Here is a 23,839-nt window from a genome sequence, read left to right as displayed (position 1 = left end):
GACAGGGCTTTGCTGGAAGCGCTCGATCGTCTGGAAAAGATGTCGTCTTCGATACCGGGTGTGCTGAGTACACAAAGTGCTTCTTCGGTTGTAAAGGAAGCCAACAAGCTGGAAAACGGCAGATTTGCGATTCCGCAAAATGATGAACAGTTGTCCGAATTAATTCCTTATATTCCATCATCCCTGTCTCCTGATAAAACCCATACACTTGTTTATATTGAAATGGCAGGGGATACCAGTGAGATTCGAAAACAGGATATTCTTAGAGAAGTTGAAACCTCGGTAGACCTGGCAGAGTTTCCTCCAGGGTACAATTTTATCGTCACCGGTGATCCTGCCTTTGAGATAGGAATGAATAAGGAAATGATGTCCAGCATGGGTGTCTTGCTATTACTTTCCGCCTTCTTGATGGTAATTGTCCTCTATCTTGTATTCAGGCACGTAAGATGGAGATTGATGCCCCTTGCAATTGTGCTTCTGGGAATAATCTATACGTTCGGTGCAATGGGTTATCTGGGTATACCCATGACAATGGTATCCATGGCAGCGTTTCCGGTACTTATTGGTCTGGGAATCGATTATGCCATACAGTTTCATAACCGTATTGAGGAAGAACTGGAAAGGGGCGAATCTCCCAGGGAAGCGGTAATCGACACGATCAAACATACAGGCCCGGCTGTCATGATTGCGCTTACAATCACAGCACTGGGCTTTGTTTCCCTTGCAACTTCCACAGTACCAATGGTGCAGGATTTTGCAAAACTCCTTCTTATTGGTGTATTCATGTGTTTTCTCTCCTCTCTTTTTGTAGGTGTGACTGTTATATACGGGCTTGATACATTTGCAAAAAAAAGGCAGGAAAAGGCAAAGAAACACCGTGTCGACTCCCTTCGTCACAGGCTTATTACACGCAGGTTCAAAAAACCTGGTAAAAAGAAAACCACTACAGATTCACCCGGCTTTATTGAAAATACCCTGCGTTCGGTTGCGACTTTTACAATGAAACATCCAGTTCCTGTACTCATCATTGCAGGTTTGATCTGTGTAAACGGTCTCTACACAGATACCCTTGTGCCAATCCAGACAGACACTGAAACCTTTGTACCGCAGGATATGCCTGCCCTGATAGACCTTCAGCATCTAAGGGATATTACAGGCGGAGATGATGAACTAAATATAATCATTAAGACCGGAAATATTGCTGATCCGGACCTTTTACATTGGGTTGATAAGTTCAGTCGGCATGAAGTTGAAAACCGTGAAAATATCTATGGAGCCACAAGTCTGGCCTCCCTTGTCAAGTCGAACAATGATGGGGTGCTTCCGGATTCAGAGGCAGGGGTAAAGAATGTTCTTTCAGAGATTCCTGATTCGGCAAAGGATCGATACATCAGTGGACAGAATATCATGGTTGTCAATCTCAATATTGGTGATGCCATGAGTGGTCTGGGGCTGGAGGGAATCGAAACCCTTGCAAATGTCGTTGAAAACGATATTCAATGGCTTGCTCCACCGCCTGATGTAAGTGTGACAATCACGGGGCATTCCTTTGTGTTTATCGAGGTTATAGGTGCCCTTACATCTGGAAGGATTTTCATGACATACCTGGGTCTTGGAATGGTTTTCACAGGTCTGCTTGTAATATACAGGGATTTCCTGAAAGCCTTTGTACCTGTCATAACCATGTTTATGGTAATTGGATGGACTGGAGGGCTTATGTACTATTTGAATATGGAATATACACCTATGACTGCGACCTTGGGAGCTCTGATTTTGGGTGTTGGTTCGGAATATGCGGTACTTATGATGGAGCGCTACTTTGAGGAAAGGGAAAAGGGTGCTCTGCCTGAAGCAGCTATGTGCGAAGCCAGTGTTAAGATTGGCAAGGCTATCGTAACTTCCGGGCTGACCACATTATTCGGTTTCATGGCACTGGTTGCTTCTGCTTTTGGTATTATAAGCAGTTTTGGCATCATTACTGTAATCGATGTAGCCCTTGCTCTGATTGCCACATTTGTCATATTCCCTCCCGTAATTGTAACCCTGGACAAATGGAGAGATAAACACAGAGCAAAAAAAGCGGGGCATAATCTGAATCCATCTGCAAATAATCTTCAAACAGGGGCTGATATCATATGAGTAGAATCCAAAACAACACAAATAATTTCAGAAGGCACCTGGTCTTTCTGTCCCTGGTCTCAGTAATACTGCTTGCAACCCTATTTATTGGTGTGTCAACGGCCCAGTCAAAAGAGTACATACCCCCGACTTACGAATATACTACAAATTATTACCGGGGGTATGGTGAACCGGAAATTCACGCTTCAGTAGTAGGGGACACTTATTTTGATCGGGGTGAAACAGCCAATGTCAATGTTATTCTCTCTAACAGGGGTATTTTGCATGGCTTGAAATCCGTCACAGATGTGAAGGGTGATAAGGCCAAACAAGCCCTTGCCATGAAAGAGCTGGAATATGAAACAAAACGCACAACTGCTTACGGTATAAAGACAAGTCTCGTTTCCCCCACTGATTATATAGAGATTGATTCTTCGACCAGTGGCCAGACCCTGGAAAAACTGGGTCCCGGAGATTTACCCTCGCATCCTATGACATTCACAATTGAAATTTCGGATAATGCTCCAGCAGGAGACTATATACTTTTTCTCCCTGTAAGTTATGAGTATCAGAAGGATGTCCGTATGACAGGTGGCCGGACTATTCAGCTAGGTCTACCTGATATGGATCATGCTACCTATTATAATAATTCGAATATAACTCTGCAAATACCGATCCATGTGGAAAAAGCAGCAGAATTTGAAGTCGTTGATGTCGATGGAGAGCTGGTTGCCGGTGGAGAAAGCCAAATAGTGGTGACTTATCGCAATGTGGGAGAATTGACCGCGGATGATGCTCTTGCCAGGGTGGTTGTCATGGATCCTCTCAGTACCGGCAGTTCTACTGCATTGCTGGGTACTCTTAAACCGGGCGAAGAACATACAGTTTCATTTAATGTGAATTCAGACGCTATGGCTGTTGTCAAGGAATATGCAATAGATAGTGAGATACGTTATATAGATGAGGATGGCAATTACGCATTCTCTGATAACATGAAAATAAATGTGCCAATGCAATCATCAGATGGATGGATTGATATCACCCAGATTTCACTTATATTAACTTTTTTGGTAACCATGTATCTGGTAGTTGACAGTATCCGTAAAAAGAAAAAAAATAACTCTTAATGGAGAGGAGTGACCATGAATAAAAGAAATTTAATGATAGGAATAATTGCACTGGGAATATCCCTGATGTGCCTGATTCCGGCCTCAGCTGCCGGCTTCACCCCGCAGAATAATGCCTTGCCTGATTACTTTGATTTTAGTGACAACTACTACACTGTATATGGCGGTCCCGATGTAAGCGCAAACATCGTTGGTGACAATGAATTTTACCGTGGCGATAGTGTCACTCTGAATATTAATCTTATGAATAAGGGGGTGATTACAGGCTTTAAGTCTGAAGAGGATGATGACCCCATAGATGAACTTGATCAAAAACTACAGCAACAGGAACAATCCTATGAATCACAACGGACAACTGCGATTGGTATTGTGGCAATTCTTACTTCCCCTGATCCCAATGTAGAAGTAAAATCCGGCCCTCAGGAAGCCGGTTCACTGGCTGCCGGTGAGCAGACTACCTCTCCTATCATGTTTAATGTGGAATTTTCGGAGAATGCACCGTCAGGAGAATACCCGCTGACTCTCAATCTTTATTATGGCTATCAGAAGAATGTCCAGGTTTCCGGTGATAATGAAACAAGCCTTGGTGTCACAAATATGGATGTGGGGCTATGGTATGATGTGGGTTCCCAGAATGTTACCCTTCCTGTAAATGTGAAAAAGGAAGCACAATTTGAGGTTACCAATGTTTCCGGGCAGCTGAATATAGGTGAAGAAGGAATGCTGCATGCTACCTATACCAATACGGGTAATGAACCTGTAAAGGATGCCATTGTTCGTATAAGTGCAGCTGATCCCTTCAGTACTACGGATGACCAGGCATATCTGGGGGATATGGATGTCGGGGAAAGTGCCGTTGCGGTATTTAAGGTTAAAGTAGGGGATACTGCGATTGAAAAACCATATGCCATAAACAGTGAAATCAAATATGAGGACACTAAAGGTCATGACAGGGTTTCAGACAATGTGAAAATAAAAACACAGGTATCGGCTTCATCCAATACCAATGCAGATGGATTGATGTTACCCGTGGGTTTTGTGATTGCAGTATTGGTTATAGGTGCTATTGTGTTGTATATGAGACGTAAACCACGTCAAAAACCAGAAGAGTGATGTCTTTATCACTCCTCCCCTTATTTTTTGTACAATCCTGTTTTGACAGCAACATTTTTACGTAATTAGAATTATTAAGTGTTTCACGTTCAATTCATCTTATATCAACTACATTTCTACTTTAGTCCCAAAAGGGAGGGAAATTAAAAATTGAGTCAGCCTTGTGTTAATATCGGCATGGTAGGTCATGTCGATCATGGAAAAACCACTCTTGTACGTTCATTGTCCGGTGTATGGACTGATAAGCATAGTGAAGAACTGAAAAGAGGTATCTCCATCCGTCTGGGTTATGCAGATACAACTTTGATGAAATGCCCCACCTGCCCTGAACCACGGTGTTATTCAGTAAAGAAAGAATGTCCACACTGTGGCGCAAAAACAGAGCCTGTCAGGACCATATCCTTTGTAGACTCTCCTGGTCACGAAACACTAATGGCCACGATGCTTTCAGGTGCAGCCATAATGGATGGTGCTATTCTTGTCATTGCCGCCAATGAAGAATGCCCCCAACCCCAGACCAAGGAACATCTCATGGCTCTTGACATCATAGGTATCAAAAATGTTGTCATAGTCCAGAACAAGATTGATCTTGTAAACAGGAAAGATGTCATAGAGAACTATAAGCAGATTAAGGATTTTGTCAAAGGCACTGTTGCAGAGAACGCTCCCATAATTCCTATTTCTGCCCAGCAGGATATCAATATAGATGCACTTATAGATGCAATGGAAAAAGTTATTCCAACTCCTACCTATAAACTTGATAAGGATGCACGAATGCTCATTGCAAGATCTTTTGATATAAACCGTCCCGGCTTGCCTATTGACCAGATATCAGGTGGGGTTATTGGTGGTACCCTTACGGAAGGCAGATTGAAGGCTGGTGATGAGCTGGAAATAAAACCAGGCAGGAAAGTTGAAAGTGAAGGTGCCATTCACTGGGATCCTATTCATACCAGGGTAACTGGCATTATAGCAGGTACGACTTCCGTTGATGAAGCAACTCCCGGCGGTCTTCTGGCAGTAGGTACTGAGCTTGATCCGGACCTGACAAAAAGTGATTCTCTTACCGGGCAGGTAGCAGGTATACCCGGGACATTACCCAGTACCAATCATTCCTTCACCCTCAGGTTAAAACTTCTTGAACGTGTTGTCGGAGTGGATGATGAAGGGGAAATTGGTCAGATCAAGACAAGTGAGCCCCTGATGTTAAACGCCGGCACAGCCACAACTGTGGGTATTGTAACGAGTGCCAGGGAAGATGTTGCGGAGGTCAATCTTAAAAGACCTGTTTGTGCAGACATTGGTTCAATGGTTGCCATAAGCCGCAGGATTGGTTCCCGATGGAGATTGATCGGTATCGGGGTAATTGAGGATTGAAGGTAATCATTGACACAAACGGGATAATGCTTCCAGCACAATTTGGTGTGGACATATTCACAGAACTCAGGAGACTGGGTTTTGATCAATTCCTTCTTCCCACAGCGATCCTGCACGAACTTGATGGCCTTGTAAGACGGTGCGGGGGTAAGGATAAAATGGCTGCGAAATTAGCTATTTCATTATCCGAAAGATGTGATATTATAGAAGGAGAGGGATTTGCGGATGATGTTATTGTCCGTCTTGCACCCGTTTATGATGCAGCTGTATTGACCAATGATATTGAATTACAGCAAAGATTGAAAGAAAAGGAAATACCTATTGTAAGGCTGAGGCAAAAGAACAAACTTGATTTCCTGTAATCTTGATAATAGCACAATGGTTTATAAGGGATGAGAAATTCTGGTATTCTTATATAATGATATTGCGGAGATAATTATATGTACAAGAGGATGAAGCTTGTTGATACAGTCCGGATCGCTCCCAGTCTCCTTGCCGATGATGTAAGGGTCAGTGTCAAAAATGCTCTTAAGAATAAACTCGAAGGGCGAGTTGACAAAAAGATCGGCTCTGTTGTAGCTATCACTGATATTGATGAGATAGGTGAAGGTCATATTCTTGTAGGAGATGGTGCAGTCTATTATGATGTTACTTTTGAAGCGATTATGTTCATACCGACGCTGCAGGAAGTAATCGAAGGTGAAGTTGTTGAAACCGTTGAATTTGGAGCTTTTGTCAGCATAGGTGCAATGGACGGTCTTCTGCATGTTAGCCAGATCACAGACGATTTCATGTCCTATGATGGAAAGAATGGAAGGCTGATCAGTAAGAACGTAAGTAAAGTTCTTTCTGAAGGCGACCGCGTAAGGGCTCGTATAGTGGCTGTTAGTATTAATGAAAGGGAGCCACGTGACAGTAAGATCGGTCTGACAATGCGACAACCTGCTCTGGGCAAGCTGGAATGGCTCGATGAACAGAGAAAACCCACTGTAGCAAATAAATAATCAGGAGTTTTAGTATGGTTGAATCTGTTTGTATGGATTGTCACAGGCTTGTTTCAGGTCAGGAATGTCCGGTTTGTGGCACCACTAACCTTAGTAAGGACTGGAGCGGACTTTTGATTATAGTGGACCCTGAAAAGTCCGAAATCGCAAAAAAGATAGGGGTTACGATTCCTGACAAATATGCTTTGAAGGTGCGATAATTTGGGTGGAACGATTTCGATACCCGCATCCCTGCGTCCTTTGTTACGTAAAAAATTTGGGGTTCTTTATAAAGGATCCGGCGAAGAAAACATCGGGAAAGTATCAAGGGATCTTGATGACCCCATAAAACTTATATCTGTAGGTGATGTTACTACGTTCCACTTGCTCAAATCGAATATTATTCCAGATATACTTGTAATCGATGACAAAACTCATCGCCAACCTGCTTGTGAGCAGATGATCACAGGTACAAAACAATCAGGTTTCAAGGAACTGGTTGTAAATAATCCCGCCGGTTCAATAACTGAAGAATTGGTGGATGCATTTGCGGAAGCATTTGATTCAAATCGGCGAGTCAGGATATTTGTGCAGGGAGAAGAGGATCTTGCATCTCTTCCTGCAATAATGATGGCCCCTGTAGGATCCGTCGTTCTCTATGGACAACCTGACGAAGGTATGATGTTTGTCCGAATTACTGCTTCCAAAAAGGAAGAGATGACAGAACTAATTGACAAGATTATTGATCAACAGCATTGTAAAGAAGAATTATACACTATGTGGAGGAAGTTGTATGGATATCAGCATAATTGAAGAGAAGAACAACACTCTTCTAAATAGAAAGGAACTGAAGTTCAATGTGACTTTTGAGGGACCAACACCTGCAAGAAATGACGTTAAATCAAAACTTGCAGCCATGCTGAATGTGCCTATTGAACTTCTTATAGTCCAGGGCATGAGAAACATGTTCGGTAAACAGGAATTATCCGGTTATGCCAGGGTCTATGAAGATGCGTCCCGCATGAAAGAAGTTGAAAAGGGATATAGCCTCAAAAGAAATGAGGTTCCAGAACCTAAAGCAGAAGAAGCAAGTGAAGAATAAGGTGGTTACATGGCTGTAAAAGAGTATTATAAAGTAGACGGCGATAATATCGAACGTACCAGGCAGTTCTGTCCCCGTTGTGGCGAAGGTGTATTCCTTGCCGAACATAAGGACAGGTTGACCTGTGGTAAATGTGGCTATACTGAATTCAAATAAATATTTTCACTTTTCTTTTTCTTTTTCTTTTTCTTTCCTATAATTATCCAGAGCTATTTTTATAGTATTTTGCAGGGACTTTTCCTCAAAAGGCTTTATAAGATAGCCGTAAGGTTTTGTTTTTTTTGCCCTTTGGCGCATTTTTTCATCCGAATAAGCTGTAAGGTATACAACAGGGATGTCCATGGTGTTATATATCTTTTCAGCTGCTTTTATTCCATCAATTTTACCTTTCAGCATTATATCCATAAGTACAAGATCCGGAAAAGTGATTTCAGCTTTTTGTATAGCTTCTTCACCTGAAGCTGCTATGCTGGGCACCCTGAAACCCATTCCTTTGAGCATTTTTTTTATGCCAAGGGCTACTATATTTTCATCTTCTACCACGAGAATTTTTTCATCTGACATCTTCACCCTCTGTTATTTCTTGATTATTTTCCTGAAAAATGATTTCAAATCTTGTGCCTTGTGATGTGTCTATTTCTATTGTTGCATTGATCTGTTCTGCAAGTGTATGGACAAGCAAAAGGCCAAGGGAATCTGTCTCTTCGAAATCAATTTCATCCTTCATTCCGATACCATTGTCACTGACAACCAGTTTGTGATGGTCATTTATTTTTCGAAGCTCAATTATTATAGTGCCTTTACCTTTATCAAAAGCATACTTTAATGAATTGGATACAAGTTCATTAATAATTATTCCGAGTGGAACGGCTGTATCCATTCCCAAAAATATGTTTTCCACATTAATTTTTATATCTACTTCACTTTTATCAAGTACATAGGATTGGGACAGATAATTGATAAGATTTTTGCTATAGTCTGCAAAATCGATGCTCTCCATGTCCTTTGACTGGTAAAGTTTCTCATGTACAAGAGCCATTGTGCGAACTCTGTCCCTGCTATTGTTGAAAGCATCCAGCACGTCATCGTCCCTGAATTTTTCAGATTCAAGGTACAATAGTGTGGATATAACCTGAAGATTATTTTTTATCCTGTGGTGTATTTCTTTTTTTCTTATATCTTCAATTTTAAGAAGGGCTTCTTCAGCTTGTTTCCTTTCATCGATATTAACGATTACACCCTGGAGATATTTGACATCCTGGCATTTACCTTTCAGGTCAGAAACCTGGCTGTAAATGTCATTATCTTTATTAATCATATTATGTATGATTTCATGCTGCTCTCTCTGGATGAAGGTACGCTCATCAACCCATCGGGTTTCACCGTCTTTTGTCAGTATCCTGTACTCTATATTGAACTGGGTTTCCTGACTGGCGCATATTTCTCCTAGTTTAGTTTCAACCTCGGGCAGGTCATCCGGATGTACAATATCTCCGTAATCAAGGCCATTCGGTCCGAAATCTTCCGGAGAATATCCAAACTGGGATATGTTCTTTGATACAACTTCAACAGGCCAGTTTTTTTCTGCTTTCCATTTAAAAACAATTACCGGGCTGTTGTTGACAACTTTTTCCATCTCTTCTCGTAACTGACTGGCATTCTCAAGAGCATTGAGTATATCATTCAATCCTTCAGGTATTTCCCGGAAATCGATATCCACGTCTGTCTCGGCCCTTTCATCAAGTTTCCCTCCAATCGCAGCATCAGATATATTCTTAAAATCGTTCACTATTTCATTTATCGGGCCTGTCACCGATCTGGTAATCAAGATTGCAACAGCTCCCATGAATATCAATGATATTGAGGAAATCAAAAGTAACCTATTCCTGAGGTCTGTTACTCCTGCAAGCATTTCATCCCTTGGTACCACCAGGATAAATGCAAAATTTGAAGTTTTTATTGGTTCATAGAACATGACCACATCTTTGCCTGTGATGGGATCTATTGTTTCTATATAGCCGCTTTTGCCGAGTTTTATTTCATCAGCCATGCGTGTAATTTCCGGTACACCGTAGTCATAGAGGGTTTTTGCTCCCACCAGTTCTTCATTTGTAGGGTGGGAGATGAGAATCCCGGTATTTCCGGTCATAATCGCATAGCCGGTATCAAAGGATTTTACCTTGTTTACTACACCATTAAGATGATTCAGGGATACATCGACACCCCCGATGCCAATAAACTCGCCCTCTCTTATTATGGGTGTGACATAACTTACAATGAATACACCCTCATAGTAATAGGGTTCAGTAACGATATCCCTCTTTAGTTTCTTTGGCAGCTGGTAATATCCGGACGTTTCATAATCAAGTAGCGGGTCAAGTGTTATGTTTCCCGGTATCCTGTTCCAGTAGGGAATAAATCTCCCTGTTTCATCATGGCCGGTTGTGTTTACATAACTACTATCCATCCCATCAAAGGCATTGGGTTCATAACAGACATAAGTTCCCAGCAAGTCAGGATTTTCTTCCAGCAGCTTTAGCAATATATTGTTTACTTCTGTACGGTTTTCGGAATGGTACTGTGTAAGGGAATGGGCAATCGCCTGGCCTGTAGCCTGATTTGATCGCATTTCAATATCAAACCTATTGGCATAGTTTTTCGCCTTCTCTATTGATTGCTGGTATGCCAGTTCCTCTTCCTGGGTTGTCACTGTTGAAATAATCACTGCAGTGGATGTAATCAGTACCACAAGTATCCCCATCAGGATAAAAAACACAAGTTTGGATTTTAGTGGTACATTTTTCCATGCCATTTCAATCATTCAGTTCGGGCAAATCCCAGTCTATCAGAGTTGATTTCTGGCGGAAGTGTTCGTATAATTCAGTGCCCCATTGAAGTGCACTTGCATCAAAACTCATTATTTTCTTGTGATCGTACATATCATTCTTATTGAAGAGGCAGAGATAAATGAACCGATCTGTTACAACGGATGTAAGATTGACTTCGTTGCAAATATAGAGATTAGTATGTTCCCTTTCAACAATGTGGCGGAATTTATCAGTATATTCTTCTTTCATCCGCTTATAAATTGGCTCAGTAAGTATAAGGTCGATTTGAACACCATCATTTGCCAGCTCATAATATAGATCAGGATAAAGAGGATGGAAATAGGCCATTATTGTCATTACTTTTTTAGACTTGATAAGATTCTTGCTGAATTCTTCAGGCAGGTCAAAAAGATGGTTCATATCCGGTTCTATTACCATACATTCCCCTATATCGCCCAGCCGTGAATCAAGTTCTTCCGGGATTGAGCTTAAATCCCGGGTTGCCCAGTAATCATTATTTTCCTCTATAACTCCCAGGGTTTTCATCAGTGGGACCATATTTTTTACTATAATTTCCCCTATATCCGAAAGCCGATAAACCCTGTCCTCTTCAATGATCAGGTTTTGTTCCCTGAGTATTTTTATCTGGGGCATCATTGCTTTGGATGTAACATTAAGGGATGTTTTGATCTGGTCTATATTTCTGGGTCCTTCCATTAGTAGTAAAAGAAGCTTTTTCCTTTTTTCAGAGAGCCAGATAGCATCACTCAATGATGATTGCATACATTCACCTTTTAGTTAAGGGGGTTAACTTCTTTTTTAATATTATTTATATCATTTCAGAACAAGGTCCATTAAAACGAGGTTATGTATTTTAAAACCGTTATAATTTCCCATACCACTGGTAATTACTTATGCCCCTTGACAAACCTCATAGGGTTCGCTCATTCATTTATCTTTCGCAAATTCGATGCAATTCAGGCTATATACAATTCATATCCTCTTTTTCATGTGAGTAAGCCGATTAAATCGGTGGTCTCAGGATCTCTATGGAAAGGAGGTTGTAACTACGTCAAAAGAAGAATTATACAAAGAATTGTCTGACGCTATTGTAAGTTGCAAGAAAGATCAGGTTCTTGCTGCTGTCGAAAAAGCCCGTGGTGAACTCGAGGCTCCCGACATCATTGAGAATGGTCTTGCAGCAGGTATGAACGAAGTCGGTACCCTTTTTGAAAGGGGCAAGTTATTCCTTCCACATGTCATGATGGCTGCAGAAGCCATGCAGGCCGGTGTGGATGAGCTTAAAGATGATATGCCTGAAGCATCCGAAAAGGCTGCCAGCGTAATTGTCAATGGTACAGTAGAAGGAGATGTCCATGACATTGGCAAATCCATTGTATCCACCATGCTCCAGACATCCGGATTCGAAGTCTATGACATCGGCCGTGATGCACCTGTAGCAGATTTCATTGCCAAGATCAAGGAAACAGACGCAAACATGGTCGGCATTTCCGCACTAATGACCACCACTCTCCAGGGCCAGAAGGAAGTAATCGAAGCCCTCGAAGAAGAAGGTCTCCGTGACAAGGTAAAAGTCATGGTAGGCGGCGCACCTGCAACCAACTCCTGGGCCAAAAAGATCGGTGCAGACTGCTATGCAGAAAATGCAACTGAAGCTGTCAACAAGGCAAAGGAACTTCTCTTATAAGGTGATTATTTATGGCAAATGAATATTTCTTAAGAATGGGAGATGGTGAAAGGATCTCCATGACCAGGGAGCAGATCATTGCAGACCTCCAGGAAGGTACTGCAGATGCAGCAGACCTTGGTAACATTCCTGAACTTTCCGGGGATGAAATCGACAAGCTCGCAGATATCATTATGGATCCCAACCGTATAGTCAGTGTCGAACCAGGTATGGAAATCCCGGTTACCCATGACATTGGAACTCTGAGGATCGATGGTGACCAGGGTAACAGTGGTGTAGGAATTCCATCCAGCCGTCTTGTTGGCTGTATGATGCACGAGAGAGGTTTTGGTGCTGACACAATGGAACTGGGTCATATCGACTACAGTTTCAAACCAGTCAAACCGGTTATTGCCCAGGAACAGCAGGCAATGGAAGTCTGCCAGGAAAACATGACGATTCCACTTCTCTACGGCGCAATGCCAAATCTTGGTCTCTATTACACCCCAGATGGTCCATTCGAAAACCCTGGTGACCTCCTGAAGGCTTTCAAGATCAACGAAGCCCGTGAATCCATCGAGCATGCAGGTGACCATGCAACCCGTGACATGACCTGGATCATGCAGCACCTGCAGAAAGTAGGCTGTGACGGTGTCAACTTCGATACCATCGGTGCAGCAGGAGATGGTGACTTTTATGCTTCCCTTTATTCTATCAAGGCACTGCGGGAAGAATTCCCTAACATCTACATTGAAGCAGGTATGGCCGGAGAATGTACTCTTGGTATGCACGGTGAACTTGAGTTTGAAGGTAAGGCTCTTGCAGGTCTATGGCCACACGAGCAGGCACCCCTTGCAGAAGAAGCAGGTGCAAACGTGTTCGGTCCGGTCTGTAACACCAACACCAGCAAGTCCTCCGCATGGAACCTTGCCCGTGCAGTAACCTTCACCAAAGCTACGGTTGAAACTTCAAACATTCCCTGTCATGTTGATATGGGTATGGGTGTCGGTGGTATCCCGATGTTTGAGACTCCACCTATCGATGCAGTAACCCGTGCCAGCAAGGCAATGGTTGAGATTGCAGGTGTCGATGGTATATAGATCGGAGTTGGCGACCCAATCGGTATGCCAATCTCACACATCATGGCTTCCGGTCTTACAGGTATGCGTGCAGCAGGTGACCTTGTTGCCAGGATGCAGTTCTCCAAGAACATGCGCATAAATGAAGCCAAGGATTATGTTGCCAAGAAACTCGGTGTACAGGCACTTGACCTGAGTGACGAATATGTCATGAGGGATATCCGTGAAGAACTTGATATTGGTGTACTTACATCCGTGCCAGGATGTGCCAAAGGTATCGCATCCAAGATGAATATTGAGAAACTTCTCGATATTGATATCAACTGCTGCGATAAATTCAGGGATATCACTGGATAAATAAAATAATGTTCTGTCTGCTTTTTGCAGATAGGACTTCTTTCTTCTTTTTTTAAATAGAATACGATCTTTTGTGAACTCATATTTTTCATAAAAGATTTATATATGAAAACCTTTTTTCTGGTTATTGTATTAACCTCACTGGGAGATGACAGGGTGGAGTCAATATATTTCTTACAGATTGCACTTGCTGTGCTTCTTATGACTATTATAGCTCATCTGCTGAGTATGCGTTTTCGTATGCCTATATTGATTTTCCTTCTGATTGAAGGAATAATCGCAGGTCCTGAAGTTCTTAATATATTGGATCCCATGATTTTAGGTGAAGGCCTCTCAGCAATTGTTGCCCTTTGTGTGTCTGTCATTGTTTTTGAAGGTGGCCTTCACATTGACCTTCATTCTATACGTAGTATCCAAAAAAGTGTACTAAGACTTGTTATATTTGGTGTTGTTATAACATTTATACTAGCCACGGCTGCCAGTTACTATATTGCAGGACTACCTTTGAATATTGCTGCCCTTTTTGGTGCACTTGTAACAGCTACCGGTCCAACTGTAATAACTCCACTTGTAAGGAATGTCAATGTTTCCCATAAAGTTAGCAAGATACTTGAACTTGAAGGTGTTCTCAATGATGCTGCAAGTGTCATATTGGCGGCACTTATTTTTGAATTGATTGTCTCACCTCTTTCCGGCTTGGAACTTGTCAGTTTTCTCATACAACGAATAGGAATGGGACTGATTTTAGGGCTGGCCAGTGGCTTTTTGCTGCGAAATATCCTTGGCAAAATGCTTCTTACTGAACAAACCGTACGGTTCATTACCTTTACAATGGTGATTGCCACCTTTGTGATTGCTGAATCTTTTGCCAATGAATCGGGAATTCTTGCCGTTGCAATATTTGGTATTATGGTAGGTTCATCCAAAGTTCCCTATAAGTCTGCACTAAAAGAGTTCAAGGCTGATCTTGTATTGATGATGTTGTCTTTGATCTTCCTGTTACTTGCAGCATTATTGCGTTTTGATTATATTATACAGATAGGGTTTGTGGGTGTAGCGGTTGTAATGGTTTTGATTTTTGTAGCCAGGCCAATTTCTGTATTTCTTTCTACCAGGGGTACATCTTTTAATCGGAATGAGAAATTATTCGTTTCCTTTGTTGGTCCAAGGGGCGTGGTTCCAGCTTCGATTGCAACCTATTTTGCAGTAAAGTTAAATTCAATGGGGATGGTAGGCGGTGATGCCCTTGTAGGACTTATATTTATTACCATCATCATTACGGTTTTAATGACCGGTTCCCTTGCCAATCGTGTAGCTAAGTTCTTAGGAGTGATTCCAATGGAGATACTTGTTGTAGGTGGCGGTGAGGTTGGACAGATTCTCGCCGAGCGTTTTGAAAAGAGAGGGGAAAATGTAGTGGTTGTAGACCCTTCCGAAGAAAATTGCCAGAAATTGATGAAATCTGATATAAGAGTTGTGCATGGTGATGCGGAAGATATTAATGTCCTTAAGGAAGCAGGAATTGATCATGCTAAATATGTGGTTGCAACTACTGATGAGGACAATACTAATCTTTTGATTTGCCAGATTGCCAAGACCAAATTTAGTTTTGATAAGGACCAGATCGTTGCACGTGTAAATAATATTGAAAATCTTCATGCTTTCTGGGACCTTGAAATAAGAGCAATGAGTCCTGCAATGACAACTGCTCTTGTGCTGGATAATATGGTCGGCCATCCTCATATGTTCTCCATGTGTGAAGTAGAGGAAGGGGCCGCCATCATAGAGGCACATGTAAGTAATCCCAAAGTTGTAGGCAAAGCTATAAGGGAACTTAACTTGCCTGAAAGCAGTCTTCTGCTTATGGTTAGAAGAGGTGAGAAATCCTTTATTGCCAATGGAAGTGTCGTGCTTGAATATGACGATATTGTAACTATAATTGGTGAAGGCGATTCAGCACAGAAGGTTGCAGACCTTTTTGAGCGTTGATTACTTTCAGTCCACTTCAAACATCTATATATACCCAAACGCCATATTCGTCTTTGCCTCTCTAGAATTAAAAACAAGAGGTCAAGGTGATTTTATGGAAGATATTGCAAAGAGTATACAGACCCAATTTAAGGATATGGGAATAGAAGTTCCTCTGGAAGAGATTGAAGAACGGCTAGATAAACTTGTTAACAAGTTCAAAGTTCCTGCCAATGAGGCACGAAAAAATACTGTAAATGTTTTACTTAAGCAGTATAATGTCAACAAGAATGAATTTTTCAACCAATCAAAACCCGCAACAATGTCTAATATTGCGGATGTGAAAGCAGACCAATGGGTAAATGTCGACATTAAAGTACTACAATTATGGGATAATTCAAACAGTTCAATTTCCCAGGTAGGTCTCGTAGGCGACTCTACAGGTCGAATAAAATTTATCAAATGGTCCAGGGATAATCTTCCTGACGTTGAAGAAGGTAAATCATACCGTTTTAGTAATGTGGTTGTTAATGAATGGAATGGTAAGCTGGAATTAACCCTGAATCGTACCAGTTCTATAGAACCGCTTGCAACAGATATTGATGCAGGTTCAACTTCGGCTGGTGCTTCTGAAGAATGTCAGGTATCAGATCTGAATCAGGAAAATATGTGGGCCAACATTGAAGCCAAAGTTGTTCAGTTATGGGACAATTCCAATGAAGCAATTTCCCAGGTTGGCATTCTTGGGGATGAATCCGGTACTATCAAATTCATCAAATGGTCTCGTGATGATCTGCCTGATGTAGAAGAAGGTAAATCTTACCTTTTCAGTAACGTGGTTGTCAATGAATGGAATGGTAAGTATGAAGTTACCCTAAACCGCACCAGTAACATTGAGCCTCTGGAAGAAGATATTGATACCTCCTTCCAGCCCCAGGGGTCGGCTGAAGACCGTTTACTTTCAGAATTACGTCAGGAAAACATGTGGGCCAACATTGAAGCCAAGGTTGTCCAATTATGGGACAATTCAAATGATGCAATATCCCAGGTTGGCATTCTTGGGGATGAATCCGGTACTATCAAATTCGTCAAATGGTCTCGTGATGATCTGCCTGATGTAGAAGAAGGACATGTTTATCGTTTCAATAACATTGTTGTCAATGAGTGGAATGGAAGCTATGAGGTAATTCTCAACCGTACTACTACAATTGAACCTCTCTCTGAAGAAATAGAAGTGGGAGCTAATAGTTTCCAGGGTGCAATGATTGATATCCAGGATGGGTCCGGTCTTATTAAGCGCTGTCCTGAATGTAACCGGGCACTTACAAAAGGAGCCTGTATGGAGCACGGTAAGGTTGATGGGAATTATGACCTGCGTATCAAAGCTGTGCTTGATAATGGGGAAACTGTGCAGGATGTTCTTCTGAACAGGGAAATTACCGAAGAATTGACCGGTATCACTCTTGAGGAAGCAATTAATCTTGCAGCAGATGCCCTTGATCAAACGGTAGTGGTAAGTAAAATGCGTGAGGACCTTGTGGGAAAATATTATTGTGTGGAAGGATCGCTTGCTGATCGTTACTTAATAGCAAAATCCATTGAACCATTATCCACTGTTGATATGGAAAAGGTTGATGAGCTTATTGCAGATCTGGAGGTGGCCTGAATGTCTACCTATGTACGTGAAGTAGCAAAAAGAATGTTTGCAAAAGAGTTTAGGAATTCGGATCTCTCATTCAGGGAAGGTGACGATGTTTATTCTCCTCAGTATCTGTTAACACCAACCGGGGCCAGGGTAAATCGCCTTTTTATTGTAGGGACTCTTATCGAGAAGGAAAATATAGGCAATGAAGCGGAATACTGGAGAGGTCGGGTTACAGATCCTACAGGTACCTTCACAATATATGCAGGTCAGTATCAACCGGAAGCAGCACAACTGTTGTCAGAATGTGAAACTCCCGCATTTGTAGCTGTTGCAGGCAAACCCAGTGTTTATGAGACTCCTGATGGGGACACTATTACTTCCATAAGACCTGAATCCATAAGCATAGTTGATGGTAACACACGGGATATGTGGGTTGTTGATACTGCTATTCAGACAATTAACAGATTAAATGATCTGGATGGTTCGGATACATATGTGACTCGTGCTAAAGAACATTACAACACCGATAAGGGAAGTTATTCATCCATGGTACTGGATGCTTTGAAATCCCTGAAAGAACAGATTTGATGTGTGCTTTATGCACACCTTTTTTTGCATAAGTATAATAAATGAGTAAATCTATTTTTATTCGGGTGATATTTGTGAAAACTTATCTGCTGGTGTGGTTTAACAGTGAAGGTGCCAGTCCCTCTGAAGTTAACCGTCGCCTTCTGTCTCTGGGGTTTAAACCAATTCAGGGATATTATGACTATGTCTATGAATGGGGCAATAATGTTCATGTTGAGGAAATCCTCCAGTTTGGGGATAAAGTACACCTGAGCCTCAATGGGCTTGGAGTTATATTTAAAATAGAAACGATTGATGGGAAAAAGGAAACGGATTAATTGTCCGCTTTTTCTAGTTCTCTTGAAAATCCGACAAATCCACAGGACTTTCCTTTAATTTCTATAAATCTTGCTTTTACTTCACCGTTTTCAATATTTAGTTCGGCGGCCATAGGGTCTGACATGCGGGGCGATGTCGGAGAGCCGGGACACAATACCAGTACATCTGTTTTTTCCAGGATTGGGCTGTGAATATGGCCGAATATAAGCACATTAACACCCATTTCAAGGGCTTTGTAGCGCAGGGCAGTTGTATCGTTTATTGATAGGGCGGCTTCGTGGACCACGCCGACCCTTATGCCGTCAATGTCAAGTTGCAGGGTTTCGGGAAGAATCTCTTTTAACTCGTATGTATCAGAATTTCCATATACTGATTTGAGTTTCCCTGTATCGTTGAAAGCCTTATAACATTCTAGTGTAGTAAAATCCCCTGCATGTATTACCATGTCATATCTGTCAATCAGGGTTTTCAAATCAGGAGGAAATTCTCCACTTTTGAGATGTGTATCTGAAATAACTAGTATCTTCATGTTTTTACCTTAATGGAGACTCAGGTCTACAAGTTCGTATTCCAGGTTTTCCATTTCAAGTTTACTCATTATAGTCGGGACCTGCTCATCGATTGCAAGCACAAGGGATGAAAGCCCATGGAATGCAGCTTCTACGACCGATTCCTTGGCCCCATACATAACATCGGGTTGACTTCCAATTTTTTTGAGTGCCACGAGCGATTCAACTCCAATCACCGCTATATAGTCCTTTGATTCGGTGAGTTTTTTCAATCGTCCCAAATCTACATTTCTGGACCCCTGTCTTTCGCTGCGGGGAATCTTGCAGACTGTAATACTTGCCGTTTCCAGATCGATCATCCCGGTAAGGTTGGTGACACCTACATCTTCTCCTTCTTCTGCATCAGATACGGTGACACCCCGGGCATCTGCTTCTTCTTTAGTGTCAACATATAGCAGACCGTTTCTCATATGAAGATAGACCTCTTCGCCTTTATCCAGATTTTCATCGGCAATAGCAGTCCAGGTAGATACATGGCTTATGATATCACTCATTACGAATTTGGCATATCTTTTCATGTCAGCAGCATTTTCCAGGACCCATTCTACTCCATTTTTTGTAATTCTGTAACGTACCCTCCCATCAGAATAAATATATCCTTCAGATGTAAGTTCCTTGATATATTCTGAAACTGCCTGGGGGGTTACTCCGACTTTCTCTGCTATTTCTTTCTGTCTGACATTGGGTTGATGGGCGGCAACTTCGATAAGTATCTGGAATTTGGTAATGCCGCTTTTACTCTGGAGAATGTCAATCATTTCTTTTCCTCATTTATTTTCAATCTCTGGCCCATAACCGTTAACCCATTTGCTCTTCTTGCAAGGGATCTTATGTATAATGCACTTCTGTTGAGCTTACGTGTAAGAGCACTCATAGAATGGTTGCCACTTTCTACTTCCTTTTCAAGTTCTCCTATCAGATCTTTTATCTCTTCGTAAGGAGTGAATGTTAAAGTAATTATTTCACTGAGGTCGTCAAAAGAACACTGGAAATTCGCCTGTACTTTTGAATACGATGAGTGATATTCCTTATCCGGTTTTTTTCCAGGTTTGGGCATGCGCCACTGGCTTTCCAGTAACCCGCATTTCTGGAGTATATCGATACTTTCCTCTGTGTCAATTCCCATTTTTTCGTCAAGCTGGCCTTTTGTCATCCACTCTGAACTGAGTGCGTTAAAGACATGTTTATGCTCCTTTGATCTGAATGTTTGTAGGAGGGGTACCATTTCAGATGGGTCGTTTATTATTCGGGTTCTCCTGGGCATCACAAAACCTCATATGTAGGTAATTGATTCGATTTAGAAAAGGTTAATACAGCTATACTAATATGGTCTTAAGATTAATAAATGTGTTGTAGTATTTGTGTTGATACTTATCGCAGTTTTTTCCTTGTACATTTATACCGTTACATTTATTCAATCCTGTTAACAATACTGTTCAGGTATTATGACAGAGGCACTGTATTCTAAAATATTCAGGTTGCTTGATAACCGACAGCTTTCGATCAGTGGCATCACGAGAGACCTCAAATCAGAAGGTATTGATGAGCATCGTTTGATCATGACCGGTTATTTGAGGGCACTGAGAGATCTGAAAAAACTTGATGAAATAGAGGTGCCTCCATCAAAGACCTATAAACTTCCAGATAATGCTGAGAAAGAAGAAGATAATATTTATTCTCTTATAGGTCATCATCTGAAGGATGTTCCTGCATCCAAACGCATCTATGTAGCAATCTATGTATTTTCTTCTCTGTTGGAAAGGCCGGTTTTCAGGGCAGAGTTAAAATCGATGGGTTTTCATGAAAATACGATCATGGATGCAGTGCAAAAGGGCAATCCTATCATAGAAATACCTGAAAAAGACATCAAGATCCTGCGCAATTCTATTACCCGGATATCCATTCCCTCGGTTGACCCTGCTTATGAAATAAGCGGGAAAGATAATGATAATCTCCGGTATGTAGGTATAGTCCTCCTGCCGGTGCTCAAGGCGCTTATGAATCTGGAAGGCCTTGTACCCAAGACTAAACAAACAAAACTGGCAACTTAAAAAAAAGGTAAAAAAGAAAGGTATAATCCCCTTCATTCAATATAAATAGCCGGTCTCATTGGTGCTGCAAAGCGGGCTTTCTTTTCGGGATCATACGTCTCTTCACCTTCCCTGGCTATCTGCACTTCACAACCAATTTCCTTTTCAAAGAAACTTATTGCTTCTTGCAGCGTTTCTTTTTCGTCCAGGTTGAAACCGTATACCATCTCGAATTTCTCTTCTTTCATGGCCTTTATGTCATCAACAACTTTCTTTGCAAACTTGGGTATTTCTTTACCGTAAGGTCTCATTTCGGGATCCTGCATGAGATTCTTTATGAGAATTCCCGGGTTGAGATTTCCCTGTTGCTGGAGTTCAAGAGCCTGCTTAAAAGCTTCTGATTTCCATTGGGAGGCTGTATAGAGGACAAGTTTTTGCGGCTTTATACCGGTGACTTTTATTATTTCCTCAACATCTGAAAAAGTGTTGCTGATCAGCTCTTCGCCGGCTTCGGCATCCCTGTCGATAAGTTGTGGGTCATACTCAGGATATTTTTGCAGGGACACATAACCTTGCGTTTCTTCCATTTCACTCCAGATTTCCTCACATATGTGGGGAGTGAAAGGTGCCATCAGGCGCACCCATGTATCGAGTATATCATACTGGAGGGTCTTTCCTCCTCTTCTCTGATACCATTTCACATCATTAAGAAGCAGGAAGAAAGAATTCTGTAGGGCCTGCCGGGTGCGTATACCTTTAAGGGCCTCGTTTGTTTCACTGATACGCTGCTGCAAGCGGCTCTGTATCCACCTGTCTATCAATTGTTTTTCCCTGTAGGTTCCAGAGGTACATTTGGTATCGATAGTATCTTTTGCAAAATGGTAGAACCTGTCGACCTGTCTCCTGGCGGACTCGATGCCACTGTTCTTCCAGTCTGCATCCTGTGTCTGTTCGGCACTGGACAGGATATACATCCTGGAAATATCCGCACCATAATCTTTCACTGCCTCACTGAGTGTTAGCAGTGGTCCCTTGGACTTACTCATTTTCTGTCCTTCTAGAGATACAAAACCATTGATTGCAATGGCACGAGGCCAGTTCTCTTCTTTGAATATCGCAACATGATGGAAAAGGAAGAACAGGAGGTGGTTGGGTATCAGGTCTTTTCCTGAGGATCTGAGATTGACGGGATACCAGTAATTGAAATCCTTTCGCATGCTTTCAATTACAGAGATATCAATTCCACTTTTTTCTGCTGCATCCTGCACCCTTCCCTTTCCAAGAAGCACATAATCAAAGAGTTCGGGCACCAGTTGCTCGGTCTTAATATCTTCAGAGAGAAACTTTGCAACTATGTAGTAGGACATGTATACCGTGGAATCTCCCAGGGATTCGATCAACCAGTCCTTATCAAAGGGCAGGCGTGTTCCGAGGCCTTTTTTACGGGCGCAGGCTTTGTCTTTAAGCCAGTCAACTTTATTATTGAACTCCACCCTCAGTTCTTCGGGGATTATATCCATATTTTCTATGCAGCGGTATACTTTATCCTTCCATTCCGGATTGGAATAATTGAGGAACCACTGGCCCTTAACCATGTTTACTACACATGGGGTTCCACACCGGCAGACCACAGGTTCACTGAATTCATAGAATATCTCGCCGATTTTCTCATCGATCAAATCCTGTGTAAGAAGATCTTTTATCTTTGAGACCTTCATGCCTGCATATTTCCCGGTATTTTCTTTCAGGGTACCTCCGTGGAATTCCCGCCGATAGACCATTTTTGTTGCAGATTCGGCTTTTGGATCATCCTGGTCCTGTACTCCAAATTCCTCCACCGCTTCAACTGCCGGATACTCTCCGTATTCAGGAACATCGATAAGGGGTATGAGCTGGATGTTCTGGAGATTTTCTGTAATACCGTATTCTGAAAGGTCTCTATCATAAAGGTCCTTCAGGGCCAGATAATCATAAGGTGCATGTGCGGGCACACTCATAACAACTCCGCTTCCGTTCCCTCCCCTGACAAAAGATGCCGGAAGGGTGATGACTTCCGAGTCTGTCAATGGGTTTTTGGCCTTTATTCCGATGATGTCCAGGCCACTTATTTTCCCTATGAGTTCGACTCTACGATCTGTGTAGGTAAGTTTGTTGTATGCTTCTTCACTTACAATCCAGGTCTCTTCATACTCGTCGGTTTTCACTTTCGCCTTGACATATTCCACATCAGGGTTTATCCAGAGGTTGGTGACCCCGAATGTGGTTTCCGGCCGCAGGGTAGCACAGGGTAATACCATGCCATCGTAGGTGAATTTGATCAGGGTATAATCCACGATAGTGGCTTCTTCTCCCCTGAGGATGTCATGGTCTTCCACAGGATTGTCATCATTGGGGCACCATTTGACAGGGTGTGAACCTTTTACAATCAGTCCCTTTTCGTAAAGCAGATTGTATTGCCATTCGATGAATTTTTTATATGTTTCATCGGTCGTGGTGAACTTTCTTCTCCAATCAATGGAATATCCAATGGATCGCATGGCTTTTTCTGCTTCCACACTGAAATATTCCACGATTTTTTCCGGAGAATCAAGTCCTTCAAGGATATTCTTCGGAATGCCATGGAACTTAGAATAGACTTCCATCGTCTGGGGTTCCCTGTTGGCGATTAGTTCAGCAAGTCCTACAATGGGCGTACCGGTTACGTGGAATCCCATCGGGTAGAGTACATTGTATCCCTGCATCCTCTTGTGCCTTGCAATAACGTCCCCGATGGTGAATGTCCTGGTATGGCCTGCATGCAGATTCCCATTGAGATATGGGTAGGGAACAGTTATGAAATATTTATTCCGGCTGTCAGGTTCGGCCTCGAAAACTTTGTCCTGAGACCATATATTTTGCCACTTTTTTTCAATGATGGCAGGTTTGTAGTTCTGCTCCATATTCATTTCCC

At 42.1% G+C, this 23,839-nt stretch carries 23 protein-coding genes and 1 pseudogene; 17 read left to right on the top strand and 7 right to left on the bottom strand.

From position 1 onward, the window contains the following. The 10 genes from A9957_RS03525 to A9957_RS03480 form a co-directional block, all read left to right on the top strand. On the top strand, positions 1-2,139 hold a 2,139-nt coding region (locus A9957_RS03525), incomplete at its 5' end, for an RND family transporter (RefSeq protein ID WP_292343216.1). Beyond that, complete coding sequence (locus tag A9957_RS03520; protein WP_292343214.1) at positions 2,136-3,245, top strand: COG1361 S-layer family protein; 1,110 nt, start codon at positions 2,136-2,138, stop codon at positions 3,243-3,245. The genes A9957_RS03525 and A9957_RS03520, both read left to right, overlap by 4 nt. A 15-nt stretch (positions 3,246-3,260) precedes the next feature. Further along, complete coding sequence (locus A9957_RS03515; RefSeq protein WP_292343212.1) at positions 3,261-4,358, top strand: COG1361 S-layer family protein; 1,098 nt, start codon at positions 3,261-3,263, stop codon at positions 4,356-4,358. A 150-nt stretch (positions 4,359-4,508) separates the two neighbouring features. Beyond that, positions 4,509-5,735: a translation initiation factor IF-2 subunit gamma gene (locus A9957_RS03510; RefSeq protein WP_292343209.1), complete on the top strand. Its 1,227-nt coding sequence runs from the start codon at positions 4,509-4,511 to the stop codon at positions 5,733-5,735. Beyond that, positions 5,732-6,097 (top strand): DNA-binding protein, encoded by a 366-nt coding sequence (locus A9957_RS03505; protein WP_292343208.1) that lies wholly within the window; start codon positions 5,732-5,734, stop codon positions 6,095-6,097. Before A9957_RS03510 ends, A9957_RS03505 begins: the two co-directional genes overlap by 4 nt. A gap of 78 nt (positions 6,098-6,175) precedes the next feature. Continuing rightward, a complete protein-coding gene (locus A9957_RS03500; RefSeq protein WP_292343206.1) occupies positions 6,176-6,739 on the top strand; it encodes a DNA-directed RNA polymerase in 564 nt (187 codons plus the stop codon). Between the two features lie 14 nt (positions 6,740-6,753). Further along, on the top strand, positions 6,754-6,939 hold the full coding sequence (spt4, locus tag A9957_RS03495; protein ID WP_128754516.1) for a transcription elongation factor subunit Spt4: 186 nt from the start codon (positions 6,754-6,756) through the stop codon (positions 6,937-6,939). Between the two features lies 1 nt (position 6,940). Continuing rightward, the gene (locus A9957_RS03490; RefSeq protein WP_292343204.1) at positions 6,941-7,531 is read left to right on the top strand and encodes a GTP-dependent dephospho-CoA kinase family protein; all 591 of its coding nucleotides are present in this window, start codon (positions 6,941-6,943) and stop codon (positions 7,529-7,531) included. After that, entirely contained in the window at positions 7,512-7,820 is a 309-nt protein-coding gene (locus A9957_RS03485) for a 30S ribosomal protein S24e (protein WP_292343202.1), read from the top strand. The genes A9957_RS03490 and A9957_RS03485 overlap by 20 nt, the downstream gene beginning before the upstream one ends. A gap of 9 nt (positions 7,821-7,829) precedes the next feature. Beyond that, entirely contained in the window at positions 7,830-7,976 is a 147-nt protein-coding gene (locus A9957_RS03480) for a 30S ribosomal protein S27ae (RefSeq protein WP_013036965.1), read from the top strand. Between the two features lie 6 nt (positions 7,977-7,982). On the opposite strand, the gene A9957_RS03475 is transcribed toward A9957_RS03480, so the two are convergent. The 3 genes from A9957_RS03475 to A9957_RS03465 are packed head-to-tail and all read right to left on the bottom strand — an operon-like array spanning position 7,983 to position 11,431. After that, complete coding sequence (locus A9957_RS03475) at positions 7,983-8,384, bottom strand: response regulator (RefSeq protein WP_292343201.1); 402 nt, start codon at positions 8,382-8,384, stop codon at positions 7,983-7,985. After that, entirely contained in the window at positions 8,374-10,641 is a 2,268-nt protein-coding gene (locus A9957_RS03470; protein WP_292343200.1) for a histidine kinase dimerization/phosphoacceptor domain -containing protein, read from the bottom strand. Before A9957_RS03470 ends, A9957_RS03475 begins: the two co-directional genes overlap by 11 nt. Continuing rightward, a complete protein-coding gene (locus A9957_RS03465; protein ID WP_292343199.1) occupies positions 10,634-11,431 on the bottom strand; it encodes a winged helix-turn-helix domain-containing protein in 798 nt (265 codons plus the stop codon). The genes A9957_RS03470 and A9957_RS03465 overlap by 8 nt, the downstream gene beginning before the upstream one ends. Positions 11,432-11,744: 313 nt before the next feature. Between A9957_RS03465 and mtbC the strand changes: the two genes are divergently transcribed. The 6 genes and pseudogenes from mtbC to A9957_RS03435 all read left to right on the top strand — a co-directional run bounded on the left by mtbC (position 11,745) and on the right by A9957_RS03435 (position 18,289). Continuing rightward, on the top strand, positions 11,745-12,356 hold the full coding sequence (gene mtbC / locus A9957_RS03460) for a dimethylamine corrinoid protein MtbC (protein WP_292343197.1): 612 nt from the start codon (positions 11,745-11,747) through the stop codon (positions 12,354-12,356). 11 nt (positions 12,357-12,367) lie between these two features. Next, positions 12,368-13,771, top strand: a pseudogene (gene mtbB, locus A9957_RS03455) ([dimethylamine--corrinoid protein] Co-methyltransferase). A 105-nt stretch (positions 13,772-13,876) separates the two neighbouring features. Then, positions 13,877-15,760 (top strand): cation:proton antiporter, encoded by a 1,884-nt coding sequence (locus A9957_RS03450; RefSeq protein WP_292343195.1) that lies wholly within the window; start codon positions 13,877-13,879, stop codon positions 15,758-15,760. A gap of 94 nt (positions 15,761-15,854) precedes the next feature. Further along, positions 15,855-17,405 carry a replication protein A gene (locus A9957_RS03445; protein WP_096712670.1) on the top strand — a complete coding sequence of 517 codons (1,551 nt, stop codon included), beginning with the start codon at positions 15,855-15,857 and terminating at the stop codon, positions 17,403-17,405. Next, on the top strand, positions 17,406-17,972 hold the full coding sequence (locus A9957_RS03440) for an RPA family protein (RefSeq protein ID WP_096712671.1): 567 nt from the start codon (positions 17,406-17,408) through the stop codon (positions 17,970-17,972). 74 nt (positions 17,973-18,046) lie between these two features. Further along, positions 18,047-18,289, top strand: coding sequence for a hypothetical protein (locus A9957_RS03435; RefSeq protein ID WP_129598432.1), 243 nt, complete (start codon positions 18,047-18,049; stop codon positions 18,287-18,289). On the opposite strand, the gene A9957_RS03430 is transcribed toward A9957_RS03435, so the two are convergent. The 3 genes from A9957_RS03430 to A9957_RS03420 are packed head-to-tail and all read right to left on the bottom strand — an operon-like array spanning position 18,286 to position 20,123. Beyond that, the gene (locus A9957_RS03430; protein WP_292343193.1) at positions 18,286-18,819 is read right to left on the bottom strand and encodes a metallophosphoesterase; all 534 of its coding nucleotides are present in this window, start codon (positions 18,817-18,819) and stop codon (positions 18,286-18,288) included. The genes A9957_RS03435 and A9957_RS03430 overlap by 4 nt on opposite strands. A gap of 9 nt (positions 18,820-18,828) precedes the next feature. Then, positions 18,829-19,617, bottom strand: coding sequence for a winged helix-turn-helix transcriptional regulator (locus tag A9957_RS03425; RefSeq protein ID WP_096712673.1), 789 nt, complete (start codon positions 19,615-19,617; stop codon positions 18,829-18,831). Beyond that, positions 19,614-20,123: an ArsR family transcriptional regulator gene (locus tag A9957_RS03420; RefSeq protein WP_096712674.1), complete on the bottom strand. Its 510-nt coding sequence runs from the start codon at positions 20,121-20,123 to the stop codon at positions 19,614-19,616. Before A9957_RS03420 ends, A9957_RS03425 begins: the two co-directional genes overlap by 4 nt. 181 nt (positions 20,124-20,304) lie before the next feature. On the opposite strand from A9957_RS03420, the gene A9957_RS03415 reads away from it, so the two are divergent. After that, positions 20,305-20,910: a hypothetical protein gene (locus A9957_RS03415; protein ID WP_096712675.1), complete on the top strand. Its 606-nt coding sequence runs from the start codon at positions 20,305-20,307 to the stop codon at positions 20,908-20,910. Positions 20,911-20,942: 32 nt separating this feature from the next. Here the strand turns inward: A9957_RS03415 and leuS are convergent, their stop codons facing one another. Further along, a complete protein-coding gene (leuS, locus tag A9957_RS03410) occupies positions 20,943-23,828 on the bottom strand; it encodes a leucine--tRNA ligase (protein WP_292343192.1) in 2,886 nt (961 codons plus the stop codon). Positions 23,829-23,839: the final 11 nt, after the last annotated feature.

Origin of the sequence: Methanohalophilus sp. DAL1, from assembly GCF_001683555.1 — an archaeon.
Taxonomy (GTDB): domain Archaea; phylum Halobacteriota; class Methanosarcinia; order Methanosarcinales; family Methanosarcinaceae; genus Methanohalophilus; species Methanohalophilus euhalobius.
The sequence above is the reverse complement of the archived record's forward strand: the minus strand, read 5'-3'. Positions and strand labels throughout refer to the sequence as shown.

What these genes read in the sequence shown, in the direction of transcription:
- A9957_RS03520 (WP_292343214.1), top strand. Translation starts at nt 2,136, where the DNA reads ATGAGTAGAATCCAAAACAACACAAATAATTTCAGAAGGCACCTGGTC.
- A9957_RS03515 (WP_292343212.1), top strand. Translation starts at nt 3,261, where the DNA reads ATGAATAAAAGAAATTTAATGATAGGAATAATTGCACTGGGAATATCC.
- A9957_RS03500 (WP_292343206.1), top strand. Translation starts at nt 6,176, where the DNA reads ATGTACAAGAGGATGAAGCTTGTTGATACAGTCCGGATCGCTCCCAGT.
- spt4 (WP_128754516.1), top strand. Translation starts at nt 6,754, where the DNA reads ATGGTTGAATCTGTTTGTATGGATTGTCACAGGCTTGTTTCAGGTCAG.
- A9957_RS03485 (WP_292343202.1), top strand. Translation starts at nt 7,512, where the DNA reads ATGGATATCAGCATAATTGAAGAGAAGAACAACACTCTTCTAAATAGA.
- A9957_RS03480 (WP_013036965.1), top strand. Translation starts at nt 7,830, where the DNA reads ATGGCTGTAAAAGAGTATTATAAAGTAGACGGCGATAATATCGAACGT.
- A9957_RS03475 (WP_292343201.1), bottom strand. Translation starts at nt 8,384, where the DNA reads ATGTCAGATGAAAAAATTCTCGTGGTAGAAGATGAAAATATAGTAGCC.
- A9957_RS03470 (WP_292343200.1), bottom strand. Translation starts at nt 10,641, where the DNA reads ATGATTGAAATGGCATGGAAAAATGTACCACTAAAATCCAAACTTGTG.
- A9957_RS03465 (WP_292343199.1), bottom strand. Translation starts at nt 11,431, where the DNA reads ATGCAATCATCATTGAGTGATGCTATCTGGCTCTCTGAAAAAAGGAAA.
- A9957_RS03450 (WP_292343195.1), top strand. Translation starts at nt 13,877, where the DNA reads ATGAAAACCTTTTTTCTGGTTATTGTATTAACCTCACTGGGAGATGAC.
- A9957_RS03445 (WP_096712670.1), top strand. Translation starts at nt 15,855, where the DNA reads ATGGAAGATATTGCAAAGAGTATACAGACCCAATTTAAGGATATGGGA.
- A9957_RS03440 (WP_096712671.1), top strand. Translation starts at nt 17,406, where the DNA reads ATGTCTACCTATGTACGTGAAGTAGCAAAAAGAATGTTTGCAAAAGAG.
- A9957_RS03430 (WP_292343193.1), bottom strand. Translation starts at nt 18,819, where the DNA reads ATGAAGATACTAGTTATTTCAGATACACATCTCAAAAGTGGAGAATTT.
- A9957_RS03425 (WP_096712673.1), bottom strand. Translation starts at nt 19,617, where the DNA reads ATGATTGACATTCTCCAGAGTAAAAGCGGCATTACCAAATTCCAGATA.
- A9957_RS03420 (WP_096712674.1), bottom strand. Translation starts at nt 20,123, where the DNA reads ATGCCCAGGAGAACCCGAATAATAAACGACCCATCTGAAATGGTACCC.
- A9957_RS03415 (WP_096712675.1), top strand. Translation starts at nt 20,305, where the DNA reads ATGACAGAGGCACTGTATTCTAAAATATTCAGGTTGCTTGATAACCGA.
- leuS (WP_292343192.1), bottom strand. Translation starts at nt 23,828, where the DNA reads ATGGAGCAGAACTACAAACCTGCCATCATTGAAAAAAAGTGGCAAAAT.